Consider the following 20,112-nt stretch of genomic DNA (forward strand, 5'->3'; position numbering starts at 1 on the left):
CGCGTACCGAAGCGCAGGCCAGACGCCATGTCCACGCGCGGCTATCGGCAAGGTGTGCAAGCGCGAGAGCGAGACGCCAGGCGCGAGAGCGGATGCCAGGCGGACGAAAACGGCCGCGGGAGCGGAGGCCAGGTCCGCGGCTTACTCCCGAAAACTTTGTCGTAGCTGCTGCGAAATATCGTCGAGTTCTTCGCAGCAGCTGCGACAAAAATCGCCAGAGTCCTGGCCGGACCGGGGTTCGAGGCGGGCGGGTCAGCTGACGCGGTCCACCGTGAAGCGCACCAGCCGGCGCAGCGCCTCGTTGGCGGGGCCAGCGGGCAGAGCGTCGAGTTCGGTCATGGCGTCGTCCACGTACTTCTCGAGCGTCGCCCGCGCGCGCCGCATCCCGTCGGAGGCGCGGAGCAGGTCCAGGGCCTCGTAGACCTCGGCGTCGTCGGTCAGCGGGTGCGCCAGCAGTTCGCGCAGGCGGTCGCCATCGGTGGAGCCGGCCTCGAGGGCGTAGATCATGGGCAGCGTGTGCACGCCCTCGCGCAGATCCGTGCCGGGGGTCTTGCCCGAGTCCGAGGACGGGGAGGCGATGTCGATGATGTCGTCGGCGATCTGGAACGCGATCCCCACCGCGTCCCCCAACCGACGCAGGTGCTCGATCTGCCGCGGGGAGGCGCCCGAGTACTCGCCACCGAACTGCGCGGCCGCGGCGATCAACGAACCGGTCTTCTCCCAGATCACGCGGAGGTAATGGCTGGCCTCGTCGTCGTCGTCGCTCTTCCCGACCGTCTCGCGCATCTGGCCGGTGACCAGCTCGGCGAAGGTCTGGGCGATGAGCTGAACGGCCGCCGGACCCAGGTCCGCGAGCAGCATCGAGGAGTGGGCGAAGAGGAAGTCGCCGGCGAGGATCGCAGTGGAGTTGTCCCAGCGGCTGTTGGCGGACTCGACGCCGCGACGCATGGCGGCCTCATCCATCACATCGTCGTGGTACAGGGTCGCCAAGTGGATCATCTCGCACCCGACGGCGGCCTTGACGAGCCGCTCGTGGTCGGGCTCGGAGCCCAGCTGCCCGGTGAGCAGGGTGACCACGGGACGGAAACGCTTACCGCCGGCGGAGACGAGGTGCAGAGCCACCTCGGAGAGGAAATCCTCCCCGGTCTGGAGCCGGCCCACGAGGAGATCCTCGACTTGTCCGAGTTGCGCGCTCAGGAGAGCCGCGAGGTCGGCGTCGCCGACATCCACGCCCGCCACCACGTGCCCGGGCGCCGTCTCAGCGGTGCCGGTCGTCACTGAATCGCTCGACATCCTCATCGTCCTCGTCGCCTGGTGCGGACCGGCATCGACCGGACCTGCTCGACAGACTACGGTCCCCGTCCCCACGCTGTGGCACCCCACCCCGGCCGAGCCCCGGGGACCTGCTCGCCGCCGACCTGCCACCATGGAGCGCATGGAGTCACCGATGCGTCCACCCGCCTCGACCGACGTCCTCGTGGTGGGGTGCGGCCCGGCCGGCGCGGCCACCGCCACGTGGCTGGCGCGGGCCGGACGCGAGGTCACGGTGCTGGACGCCGCCACCTTCCCCCGGGACAAGACCTGCGGCGACGGCCTCACCCCGCGGGCGATGCTCGAGGTGGACCGCCTCGGGCTGGGCAACTGGGCGCGCGACCGGATCACCATCGGGGGGCTGGAACTGCGGGGCTTCGGTCACGAGCGGCGGGTGCCGTGGCCGGCCGGCGAGCACGGCGGGGTCGGCTCGGCGGTGCGGCGCACGGTGTTCGACGACCGGTTGCGACTCGCCGCCGTCGAGGCCGGGGCGACCGTCCTGGACGGTGTCCGCGTGACCGGCGTGGAGAGGGGCGACGACGGCGAGGTGACGGCCGTCCGGGCCGGAGACGATCGCATCGCGTGCCGGACCCTCGTGCTGGCCGACGGCGTCCGCTCACCGGTGGGTCGGCTGCTCGGCCGGACGTGGCATCGCGACACCGTGTACGCCGTGGCGGCGCGGTCCTACGTCCGCTCCGGCCGGCACGACCATCCGTGGATCGGGTCCGATCTCGAGCTCCGCGACGAGGCCGGCGAGATCCAGCCCGGCTACGGCTGGGTGTTCCCGCTGGGCGACGGCGAGGTCAACCTCGGCGTCGGCGCCCTGGCCACCTCGGCCCGGCCGGCGAACGTGGCGGTCAAGGACCTCCTCCGGCACTACGCCCGTAGCATCCGCGCGGGGTGGGAGCTGGAGGGTGAGCCGCGCGCGGTGACGTCGGCACTGCTGCCCATGGGCGGGGCGGTGTCCGGGGTGGCCGGGCGCAACTGGGCGTCGGTCGGCGACGCCGCGGCATGCGTCAACCCGCTCAACGGCGAGGGGATCGACTACGCCCTCGAAGGCGGGCGGCTGCTGGCGGAGCTCATCTGCGCGGGCGACTCCGGCGTGGCCGGCGGTTCCAGCGGCTCCGGCGGTTCCGGCGGTTCCGGCGGTTCCGGCTCCGGCGGGGCGCACGGCGACCTCACCCGGGCGTGGCCGGCGCTCCTGCGGGAGACCTACGGCGAGTCGTTCGCGATCGCCCGGGACGCCGCCCGATTGCTCACGTTCCCCCAGTTCCTGCCGCTGGCCGGGCCGGTGGGGATGCGCTCGCAGACGCTCATGACCGCGGCGGTGCGCTGCATGTCCAATACCGTGTCGGACTCGGACCGCGACGTGGTGGCCCGGGCCTGGCGTGCGGCGGGCTCGGTGGCGCGCAGGCTCGATCGCCACCCGCTCTTCGCGGACTGACCTCCCGGGTCCGGCTCAGGCGGGGCGGCGGGCCAGGTGGATGGCGGCGATCCCGCCGGTGAGGTTGGTGACGCTGCAGCGCTCCCAGCCGCTGGCCTCCACCAGCGAGCGGAGCGCCTGCTGGTCCGGCCAGTCGCGGATGGACTCGGCCAGGTAGACGTACGCGTCGGGGTTCGAGGACACGCTCGTGGCGATCTTGGGCAGCGCCCGCATCAGGTAGTTCATGTACACCGCGCGGAACGGCGGGAAGACTGGAGTGGAGAACTCCACCACCGCCAGCCGTCCACCGGGCTTGACCACCCGTGCCATCTCGCGCAGCCCCGCCCCCGTGTCCTGCACGTTGCGCAGGCCGAAGCTGATGGTGGCGGCGTCGAAGGACTCGTCGGCGAACGGCAGCCTCATGGCGTCGCCGGCGACCTTGGGCACGTCGCGGCCGGCGCCCGCGCGGAGCATTCCGAGCGAGAAGTCCGCCGCCACGCACCACGCACCGGACTTGCCCAACTCGACGGTCGACACCGCGGTACCGGCGGCCAGGTCGAGGATCCGCTCCCCTGGCCGCGGCGCGAGCAGCGACCGCGCCCGGCGGCGCCACACGTGATCCATTCCCCCGGAGAGGATGGTGTTGGTCAGGTCGTAGCGTTTGGCGACGCCGTCGAACATCGATGCGACGTCGCGGGGCTGCTTGTCGAGATTGGCGCGGGACACGCTGTCGACGCTACCCCGCTGGCCGAGGACCGAGCGGCTCAGGATCGGTCGGCTCAGGCCACCAGGCCGACTTTGGGCCGGCCGCCTGAGACCCACCGGGTAGCTCAGGCCACCACGCGCGGGGCCCGCCCGGGTGCACTGCGGTTGGACGCCGTGCGGGCGCCGGCGGCGTGGTAATGGTCGAACAGCTGTCGGCAGACGGCGTCCCAGGTGCGCCCGACGACGGTGGCGCGGGCAGCGGCGGCCAATTGCGCGTGGTCGGCCAGTACGCGATCGACGGTCTCCGAGATCTCCGCGGCGTACCGGCGCGGGTCGAGCAGATAGCCGTTGACCCCCTCCTGGACCAGGTCGCGCGGCCCGCCCTGGTCGGGACCCACCACGGGCACACCCGAAGCCTGGGCCTCCTGGATGGACTGGCAGAACGTCTCGAACTCGCCGGCGTGACAGAAGACGTCGAGGGTGGCGTAGGCCTGCCCGAGCTGGTCCCCGTGGAGCTCTCCGGTGAAGATCGCGTGCGGCATGGCCGCCTGTAGCGCGGGGCGGTCGGGGCCGTCGCCGACGACGACCAGGCGGAGGTCTCCGTCCGGGCCCGACCGGTCGGCCAGCGCCTGGAGTCGCTCGACGTGCTTCTCCGGGGCCAGACGACCGACGAAGCCGACGATGGGCCGCCCCTCCGGGGACCACAGCGTGTGCAGTGCCTCGCTGCGCCGGGACGGGGCGAACCGCACGGAGTCGACGCCCCGGCCCCACCGGTACAGCCGCGGGATCCCGTGACCGACCAGATCCGCCATCGCGGCAGAGGACGGGGCCAGGGTGCGGTCGCAGGTGGTGTGGATCGCCCGCGTCCAGGCCCAGGCCGCGTCGGCCAGCACGCCGACGCCGTAGGAGGTGGCGAACCCCGCCACGTCGGTCTGGTAGACGGCCACCGAGGGGACGTCGAGCGCCCGGGCGGCGGCTGCCCCGGCCGCGCCCAGCACGAACGGCGAGGCCAGGTGGACCACGTCGGGCCCGAACTCCCGCAGGGCCTGATAGACGCTCGGACTGGGCGCGCCCAGGGGCAGGGTGGACACCACCGGCACCCTGACCGCCGTGACCCGGTGGACGGGGTAGCCGAGGTGGTGGTCGGGCTCGGAGGCCGAGGACCCCGGCGCCCCGAGCAGGGGAGCCACCGCGCTGACCAGCGGATGGGCTCGGACCGCGTCGGCAGCGCCCTGCCAGAAGCCGACATTGCCGGACGGGGCGACGACCAGGCAGTCGTGCCCGTGGCGGCGGGCGTACTCGAGGACCCGCAGGACGGAGTTGGTGACGCCGTTGACGTTGGGCAGGAACGATTCGGTGACGATGGCTACGCGCACGTCCCTCACTGTGTCCCGCCCGGGCCACCGGACGGTGATCAGCGCGGGTCGGTGCGGGGAACTCGTGGCGTCGGCCGGTGAACCCTGGGTGACGTGGCGGCATACGCGAGCGCGGCCAGCGGCACCAGCACCGCGGGGACGCTCAGCGCGGGCAGCACGGCGACGGTCCAGCTGCGCCCCGAGACCCGGACGAGATCGGGGTTGGCGCGACGGAACTCGACCTGGACCCGCTGACCCTCGATCAGCCCGGTCGGGTAGAACACGCCGGTCACGGGCCGGACGTGACGGCCACTGCCGGCATCGAACTCCACGGCGGCCCGTCGGTCGGTGACCTCGGTGACGGTCGCGGTGGCGCTGCCCATGTCGCGGTCGATGCGCTGGTCGTTGACGAGGCAGGCCAACAGGAGGAGAACGGCGGTCAGCAGCGAGAACACCGCCACGATGAGCGCGGTGACCCGCACGACCTTCCGGATCCGGACCGAGCGGACGGTCTGCCGGACCGTCGGGGTCGAGGTCTCAGCCTGGGTCGGGGCCGGGGCCGGGGTCGGGGTCACCCGTCGGCTCCGTGTCCGACCGGCGGCTGGTTCTCCGAGCGCGGTGCCTCCGAGGGCGGTGCCTCCGAGGGCATGGCCTTCGAGGGCGACGCCTCCGAGCGCATGGCCTCCGCGCGCATCAGCCCGTGGAGCTCACGCAGGCCGTCGCGACTGGTCGCCACCCGCACGACCCGCAGTCCGGCGGGCACGATGTCGCGGTGGGCGACCGCGGCCTCGGCGAGGATCTCCTCGAGCCCGACGGGGTCGGTGTCGGTGAAGGGCACCCCGAAGCCGGCGCAGAGGGCGGCCAGATCGGCGCCGTGCGGGGTGCCGAAGACGCGCTCGAAGTCGGTGGCCAGGCGCGGGTCCCCCTGCTCGAGGAGGGAGAAGATCCCGCCGCCGTCGTCGTCGGCCACCACGATCGTCAGGTCCTCGGGCCGCCGCTCCGCGGGACCGAGCAGGAGCCCCGACACGTCGTGCAGGAACGTCAGGTCGCCGAGCAGCGCGACCGTGCGTCCCGGTGCGGACATCGCCACCCCGATCGCGGTGGACACGGTGCCGTCGATCCCGGAGGCGCCCCGGTTGGCGTACACGGCCACGTCCGGATTCAGCGGGCCCACGTAGGACAGGTCGCGGACCGCGTTGGACGCGCCCACCACCAGGTTGTCGCCGCCCCGCATGCCGCGGGTCACGGCCCGTGCCACGTGCAGCCCGGTCGGCGCGGCGGTCTCGAGGTGGCGGTCCAGCACCCGGTCCACGGCGGCGCGGGCGTGGGCGTCGGCGCGGCCCGTCCGCTCGGTCCACTCGGCGTCGACGCCCCACCCGGTCAGCACGGAATCGGCGAGCTCGGCCGCGCTGCCCGTGGGGTTGGGGGCCTGCGGGCCGGCGTCCAGGATCACCAGGTCGATGTCCGGGTCCGCCAACAGCCGGGTGACCGCCCGGTGCAGCGTCGGCCGTCCGGTGACGATCACCTGCTCCGGTCGCAGCGCCGGCACCGCCAGCGGGTGCACCGGGTGCAGCGGGACCGGGGCTCCGGGTTCGGCGACGGTCGGCACCCCCACGAGTCCGGCCACGGGCCTGGCGCCGACGCCCGAGACGACCAGGGTGGGGCGGGTGAGGTTCACCGCCACGGCGGAGTGGGCGGGCTCGGAGTCGACGCCCGCGCCCGCGCGGTGGACCCACGGTCGACCGCCCGAACGGCCCGCCGGGAGTCCGCGGGAGAGGTCGCCGTTGTCGGTCTCGTCGTCGTCGCCCGCCTGTTCGGCCCCCACGACAAACTCCTCGTCGCCCTCGGCCGGCACCAACGGCTCGCGGAACGCGATGTCCACCTGCACCGGACCGGGGTGGGCCGAGGCGGTGGCGGTGAGGATGGCGCGGCCGATCGCCGAGCGCCAGTGCCGGTGCTCGGCCTCGGGGTCGCCGGCCGCGCCCAGTTCGATCACCGCGCGGGCGTGCGGGCCGAACAACCCCACCTGGTCGATGGTCTGGTTGGCGCCCGTACCGCGCAGCTCGGGTGGCCGGTTGGCGGTCAGCGCCAGGATCGGAACCCCGGAGTGCGCTGCCTCGACCATCGCGGGATGCAGGTTGGCCACGGCGGTGCCCGAGGTGACGACGACGGGGACCGGCCGATTGGAACCCAGCGCGAGCCCCAGGGCCGTGAAGCCCGCCCCCCGCTCGTCGATCCGCACGTGCAGACGCATTTGCCCGGTCCGCTCGGCGGCCGCCAGGGCCAGTGCGAGCGGGGCGCTGCGGGAACCCGGGCAGAGCACGGCGTCGGTGATCCCGTGGCGGATCAGCTCGTCCACCAGGACGCGGGCCTGCGCGGTGCTGGGGTTACTGCTGCTCGGGGTGCTCCGGCTGGGATTCATCGGCTCCAGCCTAATCGGGCGGGGCCGAGGGACCGTGGGCCGAGCACTCGATGGCCGCACTCATCCTGCACATCAACCGCGAGGTCATCCACCACGGCGCGGAGATGTGCCTGCTCCGTGACGTGTACGCGCACACCCATGCTCACACCCCTGCTACCGCCTAGGAGTCGTCATGCCGTTCTTTCCCGCCACCACGTCCACCGAGAAGGCCAATCTGCTGGAGTGGATCGATGCCGAGCTGGTCAATGCCCGCTCGATCGCCCACGGCCTGACCGCCGACCAGCTGCGCTCGCACCCCGTTCCCTCCAGCGAGCTGACGCTGGGGTGGCTGATCCTGCACATCGGCGAGGTCGCCGAGAGCTGGCTGGGCCGGGCCGCCGCCGCCCCCGAACCGCCGGACACCGGGCGTTCGCTGCCCGAGGCCTACGCGTGGGCCGAGACCGTCAACCTGGTCGACCCCGACGCCACCTCTGAGGAGATCCTGGCCGAGTACGACCGCCGCTGCGCTGCCGGGCTCGCGCACCTGCGGGCCGCGGACCTCGACGCCACGGTCCCCGTCCCCGCCGAGATGCCCTGGTACCCGCCGGGCCAGGCCCCGTTCAACGGCCGCTGGGCCGCGCTCCACGCCCTGAACGAGATCGCCCGCCACTCCGGGCACGCCGACATCCTGCGCGAGGCGATCGACGGGCGCACGATGTACGAGCTCCAGGCCGAGGACCAGGGCATCGACTTGTCCTACATCGGCGCGTGGTTTGCCGCGCACCCGGAGGTGCCGGCGCCCGCGTGGTGACGGCGGCAGAGACGTGGCGGGCCGGGGTGGCGAGGCGCGCGGCGGTTGGTCAGGCGGTGCTGCGGCGGGATCAGCCCTCGTCGTCCCACCCCTCGAACGTCGCGAACTGGCCCTCGATCATCCCGGCGACCTGACCGGGGTCCGGCACGAGCTCCGCGTCGGTGGCGATGCCCACGGAGACCTTGCCGTTGTAGCTGAAGATGCAGATGCCCAGCGCCTGGTCGCCGCTCATCGGCACCCAGCCGAGCATCCCCTCGACCGGCGTGCCGGCCAGCCGCACGGTCGAGACCGGCCCGGGTACCGAGGTGAGCTGGCCGACGGTCTTGTTGGCGAACAGGTCGATCACCGCGTTGGCGACCGGGCTGGGCGTGACGGCCACGCCCAGCATGGTAGCGAAGTTGATGTGTGGCTCGAAGGAGAAGCGCACCCGGTTCATGGAGACGGTGATCGCGTCGATGAGCTCGCTCGGGTCGTCGATCCCCAGCGGCAGGCGCATGAGGATGATCGTGATGTGGTTGCCCAGTTCTTCGGGGAGTTCTTCCTCCGCCGGCGCGACGGACATCGGCACCATGAGGTTGATGTCGGAGACGGGGCGGTCGCCGTGGGCGTCGAGGTACTCGGTGAGTGCCTTGGAGACGGCGGCGATCATCACGGTGGTGACCGTGGTGTCGTGCACCTCGGCCACGCGTTTGACCGCGGCGAGGTCCAGCCCGGAGATCCAGGAGACCTCCTTCCGGGAATTGGCCCGGCCGCTCCACGACAGCTCGGGAGACCTGGGCTCGAACAGCATCCGGAACACCGAGCGGTACGTGTTGGTCAACCTGTTGGTGGGGTCGAAATTGCTGGACAGGGACTCCACCACCCGGGTGGGGACCCGGGTCAGGCTCCCGCCCGGTGCGGTGACGTCCCTGGCCAGCCGGGTGAGCGTCACGGGGAATCTTATGGTGGCGCCGGTGAGGCCGCGCGCGATGCCCACCGAGTCCTTGATCACCCCGGCACCGACACTGCCCACGGCGCCCACCGCGCCCAGGATCCCGCCCCCGCCCGACGAGAGGTCGCGACCCACGCTGGGCAGCGGCGCGTCGTCGTCGCGGTCGCACAGGCTCAGGATGAGCTGCGTCAGCCGGATGCCGTCGACCATGCCGTGCTGGACGCGGAAGAGGAGCAGTGCCCCTTCGGGCTCGGCGCCCTGCCCGCAGTACCCCTCGATGAACTCGGCGCGCCAGATCGGGCGATCGTCCGGGAGCGCGACGCCCATCTGCTCGGCGACGTGCTCCTCGGCTTCGGCCCGCCCGCCCGGGGAGGGGAGGCGCCGGCGGACCAGGTGCCTGGAGATGTCGTAGTCCGGGTCGTCCTCCCAGTACCAGCGGGGGCCCTCACGGACCGGCACGCGCCGGAACACCGGGTGGGGGCCGACCATCCGGGTGGCGATCGCCTCGGTGACCTTGTCCCAGTCGGGGACCTCCGCGAACCACAGCAGGGAGTTGATGTACATCAGGTTGTCGGGGTGGTCCATGTGCAACCACAGCTGATCCCGCAGCGAGATCCTCATCCTGTCCGTCTCCGCCATCGTCCCCGACCCCCGTTGTCCGCCTACCGCATCACTTCGCGTCCGCGTCCGCGTCAGCGTCTCCTCAGGCTAGAGCAGGTATGACGCCCGTCACACGCGATCCCGGAGGGCGACGGCAGAATGGGCACATGCGCACCGTCCACACGCCGGAGGATCCCCCCGCCAAGGGCCTGTACGCCCTGCTCACGGCGTCAATCGCCCCTCGGCCCATCGCCTGGGTCTCGAGCGTGTCCGCCGACGGGGTCCCCAACCTCGCGCCGTACTCGTTCTTCACCGTCGCCTGCGCCGATCCGGCGATCCTGTCCGTGACCTCGATCGGCCGCAAGGACACCTACCGGAACGTGGTGGAGACCGGCGAGTTCGTGGTGAACATCGGCAGCGAATCGCTGATGGAGGTCATGAACGCCACCTCCGCACCGTTCGCCCCGGAGGTCGACGAGTTCGCCGCCACCGGCCTGACCGCCGAAGCCTCGGACGCGGTGTCGGTGCCGCGGGTGGCGGAGGCGCCGATCGCGTTCGAGTGCGTGCGCCACGACGTGATCGACCTCGGCACCAGCGTCATGATGCTCGGCCGCGTGGTGAGCGTGGCGATCTCCGACGACGTGCTGGCCGCCGACGGCCTGCCCGATTTCAGTGCGCTGCGGCCGCCCTCGCGCCTGGGCCGCCACCAGTGGGGCCTCGCCCCCCGCACCCGGGAGCTGCCGCGGCCCAGGAAATAGGTCGCCGTGGGGCGGGCGGGGCGTTCTTATCGGCGACGACGACGAGGTGGTTCCGCCTCCGCATTCGAGAGCCGCTCCCGGCCGCTCCCGGACATCGCGTCTCGCTCGCGCGCTTGTGCACCGGCCGCTGCCGCTCCTGGACATGGCGTCCCGCCCGCGCATCCGTACGCGCGAGGCGCCATGTCGGCGTGCGGCTGGCAAACGCGATAGCAATGGCGCTGGCGCTGGCGAAATCTGCTGACGGTGTGCGGCTGTGTTCCAGCCGCGTCACAAGGCTTCACCCGCATTTCCAATTCTCAAACGTGTGCTCGACCCCGGGAAACCACAGCCTCCGGTCTCTCCACAGGTCGTGCGGGGATCGGCCTCTGATCCGGGGTTCGTCGGGTTCGCACAGGCGAAACTGCTTGGCCATGAGCACTGATCGGCCCCGCCCACTCATCATCACCGCGCCCGAACTCCTCGCCCGTGGCTACAGCCGCCGAGCGCGCGAGCACGCGGAACGCACGGGGCATCTCTACCGCGTCCGACACGGCGTCTATGCGCTCACTTCCGACCTTCCCACCGGCCCCGACGAGGCGGAGGCGATCCTCGAGATGCGATCCCGGGCCGCGGCGAGACACATCAGTCCCGGCACCGCGATGTGGCATACGTCGGCGCTCGTATTGCACGGCCTCCCAGCACACGATCTGGACACCCGGCACGTCTCCACCACCAGGCATCGGCCGGGCAGCGGGAGCAGGCGCGGCGAGAACGCGATCTGTCACAACGTCGATCTCGGTGACGCCGTGATCGAGGTGGACGGCATCCCGGTCACGACTCCCGCGCGGACGATCGTCGATGTCGCGCGGAATAGTCCGTTCACCGGCGCTGTCTGTGCAGCAGACGAGGCACTGCGCCGCGAGCTGTGCAGTGCGGCCGATCTGGCGGTCGAACTGGAGGCCGCCGCCGGCAGGGTCGGGATATCCAGGGCCCGGGCCGTGGTGGCGTTCGCCGATGAGGGCGCACAGTCAGTCCTCGAGTCGGTCAGCAGGGTCGCGATCAGTCGCGCCGGCCTGCCGATGCCGCAGCTCCAGCGGGAGTTCATCCTGCCGGACGGGTCGTCGACCTTCGTGGACATGTATTGGGAGGACTGGGATCTCGTCGGGGAAGCAGACGGCTCAGGAAAATACGGGATCGACGACGGCGAGGTGGAAGTCCGCACGAAGCTACGCAAGGAGAAGAAGCGCCAGAACGATATCGAATCCCTGGGCAACATCTTCCGCCGGTGGCAGTGGGAGGACTATCGGAGGAACAGGATCGTGATGATCGTCCGTGAGGCGATGCGGATCCAGGAGTCCTTCGGTCGCGGGCCGGGTCGCGCCGCGTGAGGTCCTGACTTCCGGTTCGGCCTGCCCCCGCGCCTGGCACGCCCGCATACCAAGAGGCAGCCGCTCCCGCGCCTGGCGTCTCGCTCGCGCGCCTGTACGCATCGACCGCAGCCGCCCCTGAACATGGCGTCTCGCCTGCGCATAAGCACACGCGAGACGCCATGTTGACGGGCGGCAGTGTCCGGCCGTGCGAACCCGGCTGGAGCTGAAGAGTTGAGTCCCGGTCGAGCAGGCTGCTGATCCCCGTCAAGTCACATGGCCCGCCTCGGAAACTGCAGAATGAAACGCATGCCGATCACTCTGTGCATCCTGCTCTGGGAGTCCCCGGGGAAGGGACCGGAACTGGCCGCCTTCGAAGACGCAGTTCTCGAGCTACTCCCCCGACACAACGGTCGCGTGGTGTCTCGGCACGCCACCGTGGGGCGGGGCGAGGGGGATCCGCTCGAGGTGCAACTGATCGAACTGCCGGACGACGACGCGCTGGCCGACTACATGGCCGATCCGGACCGGTCTCGCCTGGCCGACGAGCATCAGCGCGACGAGGTGATCTCGCGGACACAGGTCCTGCGCGTAGAGCCCCGGAGCTGAGACGACGCGGGCGGATGCCGACGCGGGCGGATGCCGTCGCTGGGCGGGGCGAGCTGGGCAAACAGGGATCACAGGAGGGCGTGGCAGCGGCGAATCCGCTCCAGCCACCAGTCGCGGCGCTCGTCGCACACCCGCAGGCCCGCCAGCCGCGCCGGGTCCGGGGCCACCGCCACCACCGCGAGATGCCCGTCCACCAGCGAGAACGCACCCGGCTCGACCACGTCCTCGAGGAAGAACCCGCCGGTGCCCAGTCCGGCTGCGGGGACCTCGTCGTCGTCGGACCCTCGGCCGCCGGGCCCTCGGCCGTCGGACCCTCGGCCGCCGGCCCCGCGCGTCGCGTTCCCACCGCCGACCCCGGCGCCGCCGCCCCCCGGTAACGCGGCCGCTGCCGCGACCCCCGCGGACACGCCCACCGCCGAGTCGAGAGCGCTTGAGACGGTGACCGGCACCCCGATTTCGGCGGCCACGGCCAGCAGCCGGCTGGGCCCGCCCAGCGGCGCGACCTTGACCACGGCCCGGTCAGCGCCGCCCGCCCGGATCACGCGCAGGGGGTCGGAGGCGCGGCGGATGGACTCGTCGGCGGCCACGTCCACGTGCACGCCGTCGGCTGCCAGCCGCGCACGCAGCTCCACCAGCTCCTCGACCGTGGCGCAGGGCTGCTCGACGTATTCCAGGCCGGGGCCGTCGAGGGCGACCGGGCCGGTGCCCGGAGCGCGGGTGGCGTCGACCGCGCGGACGGCCTGGTCCAGGACCCGCACGGCGTGCGCGGCCTCGGCGACCGACCACGCGCCGTTGGCGTCCACCCGGATGCGGGCGCCGGGGCGGGCCTGCAGGACGGCGGCGATGCGGGCGACGTCGTCGACCAGCTGCTGCCCCTTCTCCGCCACCTTGACCTTGACCGTGGTGCAGCCGGGGAACCGCTCGAGGATGCCCGCCACCTCGCCCGCGGCGACCGCGGGGACCGTCGCGTTGACCGCGACCCGCGACCGGAGCGCCGGCGGCGGCCCCTGCCACGCCATCTCCATCGCCGAGCGAAGCCAGTGGGCGGCCTCGGGGTCGCGGTACTCCGGGAAGGCGCCGAACTCGCCCCAACCCGCCGGGCCGTCGACCAGCGCGACCTCCCTCTCGGTGATGCCGCGGAACCGCACCAGCATGGGCAGGGCCACCACGTGCACCCGGCCGAGCAGATCGTCGATCGACTCGGGGCCCGGTACGGATGTCATGGGTCCACGCTAACGTCGAACCCATGACTGAGCAGCACAAGACCGAAGACGCCGCCGCCGGGAACCCGTTCGACCCCACGCAGTGGCGGGAGGTCGAGGGCTTCCGGAACGGGGTCGACCTCACCGACCTCACGTATCACCGGCACGTGGGCGAGGGCCGGATCAACGGGATCGTCCGGATCGCCTTCGACCGCCCCGAGGTGCGCAACGCCTTCCGCCCGCACACCGTGGACGAGCTCTACCGCGTGTTCGACCACGCCCGCCGCTCCCCCGACGTGGGCACCGTGCTGTTCACCGGCAACGGGCCGAGCGCCAAGGACGGAGGCTGGGCGTTCTGTTCGGGCGGCGACCAGCGGATCCGCGGCCGGTCGGGCTACCAGTACGCCACCGACCACGACTCGGACGTCGCCGCCGCCGGCCGCGCGGGCGTCGACGAGGCGCGCGTCAAGGCCGAGGGCGGGCGGCTGCACATCCTCGAGGTCCAGCGGCTCATCCGCACCATGCCCAAGGTCGTGATCTGCCTGGTCAACGGCTGGGCAGCCGGCGGCGGGCACTCCCTGCACGTGGTGAGCGACCTGACCCTGGCCTCCCGCGAGCACGCCCGGTTCAAGCAGACCGACGCCGACGTGGGCTCGTTCGACGGCGGTTACGGCAGCGCCTACCTGGCCAAGCAGGTGGGCCAGAAGTTCGCGCGCGAGATCTTCTTCCTGGGCCAGCCGTACACCGCCGAGGAGATGTTCCAGATGGGCGCGGTCAACCGCGTGATCGACCACGCCGAGCTGGAGAGCACCGCCATCGAGTGGGCGCGGCAGATCAACGGCAAGTCCCCGACCGCGCAGCGGATGCTCAAGTTCGCCTTCAACCTCACCGACGACGGGCTGATGGGCCAGCAGGTGTTCGCCGGCGAGGCCACCCGCCTGGCCTACATGACCGACGAGGCCGTGGAGGGGCGCGACGCCTTCCTGGAGAAGCGCGAGCCCAACTGGGACGACTACCCCTACTACTACTGACCCTCCGATCGCAGACCATGACCGCATCCCGCGAACTGCGCACCCTGCCCGTCCCCGGTGGCCCGGCGGTGGCCGAGCTCTTCCCGGCGTTCGAGGAGATGCTCGCCGACCGCGGGCCGGCGCTGCTGCCCGTGCCGGCCGAGGACCCCGCGCGCACCCGCCTCCTCGAGGACACCCAGCGGCCGGGTGAACCGATCGACGAGCGCGCCGCGCTGGTGGTGAGCACCTCCGGTTCCACCGGAACCCCCAAGGGCGCGATGCTCTCCGCTGCCGCGCTGGAGGCCTCGGCCACCGCGACCGACGCCGTCCTCGGCGGGCCGGGCCGCTGGATCCTCGCCCTGCCGGCCCATCACATCGCCGGAATCCAGGTGATCCTCCGCAGCCTGCGCGCCGGGCACGAGCCGGTGGTGGTGGACGTGACCGGCGGATTCGACCCCGCCGCCCTGCCCGACGCCGTGGCCGAGTGCACGGGAACCGGTGCGGCCGTCGGCACGGGCGCTGGCGCGAGCGCAGGCGGGGCGGCTCGCGCGTACACCTCCCTGGTGCCGGGCCAACTGGCCAAGGTCCTGGACGAGGGCTCACCCGACGCCGTGGCCGCGCTCGCCGCCCTCGACGCCGTGCTCCTCGGCGGCGCCGCCTCCGCCCCGGACCTGCTCGCCCGCGCCGCCGACGCCGGCATCCGCGTGGTCCGCACCTACGGCATGAGCGAGACCGCCGGCGGGTGCGTCTACGACGGCCGTCCGCTCGACGGGGTACGGATCGAGATCGACGACGACGAGGGCCGCGTCTGGCTGGCCGGCCCGCAACTGGCACTGGGGTACCGGAACGCGCCCGAGCACGTGGCGTTCGCCCGGGAGGGATGGTTCCGCACCGACGACGCCGGTCGCATCGACTCCGGCGGCCGACTGCGGATCCTCGGCCGGCTCGACGAGGCGCTGAGCGTGGGTGGGCTGACGCTCCTCCCGCAGACCCTCGAGGACGCACTCCGAATGCACAGTGCGGTGGTCGACGTCGTCGTCGTCGGGATCCCCGACCCCCGCCTGGGCACGCGCCCGGTCGCGGCGGCCACGCTGCGGTCCGCGGCGACCACCGACGAGCTGCGCGCGCACGTCACCGGGCTGCTCGGGGCGCACTCCGCACCCGCCGCGGTGGCCGTCGTGGACGCGCTGCCGACGCTGCCCGGCGGCAAGGTGGACCGGCGGGCGGTCGCGGCCGGGTTCGTCGATGGGACAATCGGGGAATGACCCGCGAGACCGACTTCCCCACCTCTGAGCCGCCCGCCGAACCGCCCGTCGAACCCCCCACCGAGCCGCCCGCAGGGTCGCCCACCCAGCCGCCCGCCCAGCCCGCGGACGCCAGACTGCCCGACTGGCTCGAGGGCGCGCGCCCGCGGACCTGGCCCAACGCGTTCGCGCCGGTGCTCGTGGGTTCGGCCGCCGCGGGGCTGGCCGGGGGCTTTGTCTGGTGGCAGGCGCTGTTGGCGCTGGTGGTGGCGTGGTCGTTCATCGTGGGCGTCAACTACGCCAACGACTACTCCGATGGGATCCGCGGCACGGACGACGCCCGCGTGGGCCCCCTGCGCCTGGTGGGCTCGGGGCTGGCACGCCCGGCCGCGGTCAAGCTGGCCGCGTTCGGGTTTCTCGGACTGGGCGGGCTCGCCGGGATCGTGCTGAGCGCGACCTCGGCGCCGTGGCTGATCCTCGTGGGCCTGGCGTGCATCCTCGCGGCGTGGTTCTACACCGGCGGGTCCTCGCCGTACGGCTACCGCGGACTCGGCGAGGTCGCGGTGTTCGTATTCTTCGGTCTGGTGGCCGTGATCGGCACCCAGTTCACCCAACTCGGCTCGGTGACCTGGTACGCGGTGGTCGCGGCCGTCGCGGTGGGCAGCTTCTCCTGCGCGGTCAACCTCACCAACAACCTGCGGGACATCCCCTCGGACACCGAGTCGGGCAAGATCACTCTCGCCGTGCGGCTGGGCGACTCCCGGACCCGCGGGCTGCACGCCGTGCTCGAACTGCTGGTGCCGCTCCTGGCCACCCTGGCCCTGATCCCCGCGACGCCGTGGGCGCTGCTCGGGCTGCTCGCGATGCCGGTGGCGTGGAAGGCCAACGCCCCGGTGCGGGCCCGGGCCACCGGGGCCGACCTCATCCCCGCGCTGGGGAAGGCCGGGATCGCGATGCTCGTCTGGAGTGCGCTGATCAGCGCGGGATTCCTCATCGCGTCCCTGTAGGGAAGCGCACCCCGCACGCACGACGACGGCGGCCGGCCTCCCGAGGGGGGCCGGCCGCCGCTGTTCTACGGGTTACTTGCCGAGCGAGCCGGCGGGGACGACGCCCCAGGCTGCCTGGATCCCGTTGTTGACAGCCAGTGCGGCCCCCAGCAGCGCGTCCTTGACGGGCTGCGGCAGGGGAAGCGACTGGATGTCGTTGATGTTGATCGTCCCGGGCGCCGGAGCAGGCGCGGGGGCCGGAGCAGGCGCGGGCGCGGGAGCCGGCGCGCGGCCTGGTGAAGGCGCCGGGGCCGGGGCAGCGCCGCCACCCCCACCGGTGACGGTGACGGTGGTGGACTCCGTGCGTACCGGGACCCCGAAGATGGAGGCGGTCGCGACGGGCTTGTAGACGCCCGCGACGGTGGGAGTGCCCTTGATCGCGGTGGTGACCGGATCGTAGGTCAACCCGGGCGGCAGCCCCTGGAACTGGATCGAGGCGCCCGGGGGCGGGGTGACGTAGTCACTGACCCGCCGCTCGACGTACTCACCGACCCGGAACGTCAGCGACGGCAGCGCGACGGGGGCCACGTCGCCGGCCTCCACCACGATGGGCGCGGACTCGGGCGCCTCCACTTTCCCGGACGCGACTCCGGTCACCGCCATGGCGGCGAGAGCGATGGCTGAGGCGACAACGGGACGGGAGATCTGCATAGCGGGCCTTTCGAGAATGCCTGTCGCAGTGGCTCCACGACTTCAAGCCACGGTAACCCACCCGACCACGACACCCCGGCGGCCATCTCACGTTCTGAGATGGACACCGGGGTGTAAGTGGTCACCAGCGGCCTACGCGACCGCCGGGAGTTCAGTGGTCAGCCGCGACCGTTCGCGACGGTCGGCCCGGGAGCCTGGACCGTGCTCGGGGCACCCGCGGCGACGGTCGGAGCGGTCGAACCGGTCGAGCCTCCGCCGTTCGTGTCGCCACCGGTGCTGGTCGAGTCGAGCGAGCCTCCGCCGGTCGTGCCGCCACCGGTGCTGGTCGAGCCCGGAAGGGCCGGCAGCAGCGAGGTGGAGCCCGGGGTCGAGGACCCACCGTTGAGCACGAGGCTCAGCCCGGCCAGGCCGAGCAGCGCCGCACCCGTCAGCGCGAGGCCGGGGGCCAGGTTGCCGAGGGAACCGGTGTCCGTCGCGGTGGTCGACCCCGGGATGGTGATCTCGCCACCCCCGGTGAGGTCGCCGGTCAGGTTGGCGCCGGTCGTGGTGCCACCGGTCGTGGTGTCACCCTCGGTGGTGGACCCGGTCTGTCCGCCGGTGTCGAGCAGCGAGCCCAGCGGGGCCAGCGGGCCCAGGCTCTGGGTGTCGAATCCACCGGTGGTCTCGCCGGTCGCGTCGCCACCGGCGGTGGTGGTGGAACCCGGCAGGCCGAGCGAGCCGGTGTCCGGGGTGGTGGTGTCCGGGGTGTTGCCGTCCGGGAGATTGCTGTCCGGGGTGCCGCCCCCGAGGCTGCCGAGGTTGAGCTGACCGTTCGCGTCGCTGCCGAACGGGGCGGTCGGGTTCTCGGGCAGGTTCTCGCCCGGCGCGGGCTCGCCGGTGCCGAGGGAGCCGGTCACGAGGTCAGCCGCGGCGTCGCCCCCCACGGAGGTGACGATGCTCACGACCGCGCCGAGGATCGCGTCGGTCCCGGCGGACCCGGTGGTGACCTGGCCACCGGCCTCGGCCTGCGCGCCGCCGAGGCTGCCCTCGACTGCCGCGGTCGATCCGCCCTCGGCACCAGCCGGCGCCGTGCCGTTGGAATCGTTGACCGTGAGGGTCACTGGGACCGTGACGGCCCGGCCGCCCGCCGTGCCGGAGACCTGCACGGTGTACATGCCGGAGGTCGCGGTGGTCCCGGAGATCGTCCCGTTCGAGTAGGTGAGGCCCTCGGGTAGGCCGGTGACGCCGGTGATGGCGGTCCCGGGCGCGGCCGTATCCAGGAGACCCTGGAGGTTGAACGAGTAGGAGGCGCCGGCGTTGAAGGCCGGGGCGGTCACGGCGACGGTCTGGACGTCACCGCGCACGGTGGGGGCGTCAGGGGTGGAGACGACGACGCCGGCCACGAGGGCGACAGCGGCTGCGGCTGCGACGGGGGCGACGAGGCGACCCCGGACGATACGACGAGGACGGGCGAGGCGAGCACGCATCGGCTGGTTCCTTCCGGAGGGGTTCGATCGCTCACTCCCCGGATATGGGAGTTCAGACCATTACTGGTGCCACTCTAACCACACACACACCAACTGTCTAGTTCTGACTCATCAATCACATCTACCACTCTAACCACACTGGTCACATTCCCCGGGGGGTATATGACATGGATGGATAGCCGCTTATCGAGGCCGCGGAGGAACACGGAGGGTCGCGGGTACGACCGCTGGAACAACGACGGCCCGGCCCCGCATTCGGGGGCCGGGCCGCGATAGTGCCGGGCGGGAAGGTCAGGCGCCGGGAGTCGGGACGCTCGTCGGGACGGACGCGGTTCCGATGCCTCCCCCGGTGGCGGCGGAGGTGACCGCGGTGGTGGAGGTGACCGCGGTGGTGGAAGTGACCGCGGTGGTGGAGCCGGGCGTGACCGTGCCGGTGACGGTGGAGATCGGGTTCTCGTCGCCGTCGACGATCACGGTGACCGGAGGCAGGACCATCTCACCGCCGAAGATCGAGGTGCACAGGGGCGCTGCCAACGATCCGGTGTCGCCGACCAACGCGGCTCCGCCGCCCTCTCCCGCGACCATGTCGAGGACGTTCGGGAACGAGCCGAGCGCGGAGGTCACCAGGTCGAGTACCCCGGACGGGATACCCGAGATCCCGAACAGCGGGTAGAACTTGGCCACCGAGCCGCCCAGGTCGGGGAGCTCGCACGTGGCCTCGGAGTCCGGCACCAGGTCGCCGAGGCTGGTGTCGTCCCCGCTGGCGGAGTCGAGGCTGCCGGACTCGACGCTGCCGGACTCGCCGGAACCCTCGCTGCTGCCGCCCCCGGAACCGCCACCTGCGGCGCTGCCGTCCCCGAGACCTCCCGCCTCGAGACTGCCGCCCAGCAGGCTGCCCGCGTCCAGACTGCCCAGCTCCGCACTACCGGCCCCGACGCCGTCGGACCCGGAGTCCCCGTCCTGCGCGCTGACGATGGGGACGGAGAGGGCGAGCACCGCGAGCGCGGCTGCCGAGACGGTGACGACCTTGCGGGTGAACATGGCGATATAGCCCCTTCGATGGCGGTGGGCGCCGTGGCACGCCACCACTGTGTGAGGGGCGACTCGGGCGATGCGTGGACTCTATCGCGCAGTCGGGGGCCCCCGGGCGGCGGTCAAACCGGCGCCCCCCGGGGGAGCCCCCCCCAACACCCGCCCCCCAGGGGGGCAAGCCCAGCCCCCCCCCCGGGGCCCCCCCCCCCGC

General features: G+C 72.5%; 18 protein-coding genes. 8 read left to right on the top strand and 10 right to left on the bottom strand.

Translation table 11 applies throughout. The features are described from left to right. Positions 1–252 precede the first annotated feature (252 nt). Positions 253–1,299 (bottom strand): polyprenyl synthetase family protein, encoded by a 1,047-nt coding sequence (locus R4P08_RS08720; RefSeq protein ID WP_411741182.1) that lies wholly within the window; start codon positions 1,297–1,299, stop codon positions 253–255. Positions 1,300–1,447: 148 nt separating this feature from the next. Between R4P08_RS08720 and R4P08_RS08725 the strand changes: the two genes are divergently transcribed. After that, positions 1,448–2,755 (top strand): geranylgeranyl reductase family protein, encoded by a 1,308-nt coding sequence (locus R4P08_RS08725; protein ID WP_317813402.1) that lies wholly within the window; start codon positions 1,448–1,450, stop codon positions 2,753–2,755. Positions 2,756–2,770: 15 nt separating this feature from the next. Here the strand turns inward: R4P08_RS08725 and R4P08_RS08730 are convergent, their stop codons facing one another. The 4 genes from R4P08_RS08730 to menD form a co-directional block, all read right to left on the bottom strand. Further along, entirely contained in the window at positions 2,771–3,460 is a 690-nt protein-coding gene (locus R4P08_RS08730) for a demethylmenaquinone methyltransferase (RefSeq protein WP_317813403.1), read from the bottom strand. A gap of 104 nt (positions 3,461–3,564) precedes the next feature. Further along, on the bottom strand, positions 3,565–4,815 hold the full coding sequence (locus tag R4P08_RS08735) for a glycosyltransferase family 1 protein (protein ID WP_317813404.1): 1,251 nt from the start codon (positions 4,813–4,815) through the stop codon (positions 3,565–3,567). Positions 4,816–4,853: 38 nt separating this feature from the next. Next, positions 4,854–5,369: a DUF3592 domain-containing protein gene (locus R4P08_RS08740; protein WP_317813406.1), complete on the bottom strand. Its 516-nt coding sequence runs from the start codon at positions 5,367–5,369 to the stop codon at positions 4,854–4,856. Next, positions 5,366–7,216: a 2-succinyl-5-enolpyruvyl-6-hydroxy-3-cyclohexene-1-carboxylic-acid synthase gene (menD, locus tag R4P08_RS08745; RefSeq protein WP_317813407.1), complete on the bottom strand. Its 1,851-nt coding sequence runs from the start codon at positions 7,214–7,216 to the stop codon at positions 5,366–5,368. The genes R4P08_RS08740 and menD overlap by 4 nt, the downstream gene beginning before the upstream one ends. Before the next feature lie 172 nt (positions 7,217–7,388). Between menD and R4P08_RS08750 the strand changes: the two genes are divergently transcribed. After that, positions 7,389–8,006 carry a DUF664 domain-containing protein gene (locus R4P08_RS08750; protein ID WP_317813408.1) on the top strand — a complete coding sequence of 206 codons (618 nt, stop codon included), beginning with the start codon at positions 7,389–7,391 and terminating at the stop codon, positions 8,004–8,006. A gap of 70 nt (positions 8,007–8,076) precedes the next feature. Here R4P08_RS08750 and R4P08_RS08755 read toward each other — a convergent pair whose 3' ends face one another. Continuing rightward, positions 8,077–9,558, bottom strand: coding sequence for a WS/DGAT domain-containing protein (locus R4P08_RS08755; RefSeq protein ID WP_317813410.1), 1,482 nt, complete (start codon positions 9,556–9,558; stop codon positions 8,077–8,079). Between the two features lie 146 nt (positions 9,559–9,704). Between R4P08_RS08755 and R4P08_RS08760 the strand changes: the two genes are divergently transcribed. The 3 genes from R4P08_RS08760 (at position 9,705) to R4P08_RS08770 (ending at position 12,250) form a co-directional block, all read left to right on the top strand. Further along, the gene (locus R4P08_RS08760) at positions 9,705–10,295 is read left to right on the top strand and encodes a flavin reductase family protein (protein ID WP_317813411.1); all 591 of its coding nucleotides are present in this window, start codon (positions 9,705–9,707) and stop codon (positions 10,293–10,295) included. A gap of 410 nt (positions 10,296–10,705) precedes the next feature. Continuing rightward, positions 10,706–11,662 carry a hypothetical protein gene (locus R4P08_RS08765; protein ID WP_317813412.1) on the top strand — a complete coding sequence of 319 codons (957 nt, stop codon included), beginning with the start codon at positions 10,706–10,708 and terminating at the stop codon, positions 11,660–11,662. Positions 11,663–11,950: 288 nt separating this feature from the next. After that, positions 11,951–12,250, top strand: coding sequence for a DUF1330 domain-containing protein (locus tag R4P08_RS08770; RefSeq protein WP_317813413.1), 300 nt, complete (start codon positions 11,951–11,953; stop codon positions 12,248–12,250). A gap of 68 nt (positions 12,251–12,318) precedes the next feature. Here the strand turns inward: R4P08_RS08770 and R4P08_RS08775 are convergent, their stop codons facing one another. Then, positions 12,319–13,473 (bottom strand): o-succinylbenzoate synthase, encoded by a 1,155-nt coding sequence (locus tag R4P08_RS08775; protein WP_317813414.1) that lies wholly within the window; start codon positions 13,471–13,473, stop codon positions 12,319–12,321. Positions 13,474–13,496: 23 nt separating this feature from the next. Here R4P08_RS08775 and R4P08_RS08780 point away from each other — a divergent pair, with 23 nt between their 5' ends. From R4P08_RS08780 to R4P08_RS08790, 3 genes are read left to right on the top strand one after another with little or no spacing between them, the layout of a single operon-like run. Further along, a complete protein-coding gene (locus tag R4P08_RS08780; RefSeq protein ID WP_317813415.1) occupies positions 13,497–14,483 on the top strand; it encodes a 1,4-dihydroxy-2-naphthoyl-CoA synthase in 987 nt (328 codons plus the stop codon). Between the two features lie 17 nt (positions 14,484–14,500). Then, complete coding sequence (gene menE / locus R4P08_RS08785; RefSeq protein ID WP_317813417.1) at positions 14,501–15,727, top strand: o-succinylbenzoate--CoA ligase; 1,227 nt, start codon at positions 14,501–14,503, stop codon at positions 15,725–15,727. Beyond that, positions 15,724–16,713 (top strand): 1,4-dihydroxy-2-naphthoate polyprenyltransferase, encoded by a 990-nt coding sequence (locus R4P08_RS08790; RefSeq protein WP_317813418.1) that lies wholly within the window; start codon positions 15,724–15,726, stop codon positions 16,711–16,713. Before menE ends, R4P08_RS08790 begins: the two co-directional genes overlap by 4 nt. Positions 16,714–16,785: 72 nt before the next feature. On the opposite strand, the gene R4P08_RS08795 is transcribed toward R4P08_RS08790, so the two are convergent. The 3 genes from R4P08_RS08795 to R4P08_RS08805 all read right to left on the bottom strand — a co-directional run bounded on the left by R4P08_RS08795 (position 16,786) and on the right by R4P08_RS08805 (position 19,910). Next, positions 16,786–17,403 carry a hypothetical protein gene (locus R4P08_RS08795; protein WP_317813419.1) on the bottom strand — a complete coding sequence of 206 codons (618 nt, stop codon included), beginning with the start codon at positions 17,401–17,403 and terminating at the stop codon, positions 16,786–16,788. Positions 17,404–17,561: 158 nt separating this feature from the next. Continuing rightward, positions 17,562–18,869 carry a hypothetical protein gene (locus R4P08_RS08800; RefSeq protein ID WP_317813420.1) on the bottom strand — a complete coding sequence of 436 codons (1,308 nt, stop codon included), beginning with the start codon at positions 18,867–18,869 and terminating at the stop codon, positions 17,562–17,564. Between the two features lie 291 nt (positions 18,870–19,160). Next, a complete protein-coding gene (locus tag R4P08_RS08805) occupies positions 19,161–19,910 on the bottom strand; it encodes a hypothetical protein (RefSeq protein WP_317813421.1) in 750 nt (249 codons plus the stop codon). Positions 19,911–20,112: the final 202 nt, after the last annotated feature.

The sequence above is a fragment of the Rhodococcus sp. IEGM 1408 genome, assembly GCF_033142235.1.
GTDB lineage: Bacteria > Actinomycetota > Actinomycetes > Mycobacteriales > Mycobacteriaceae > Dietzia.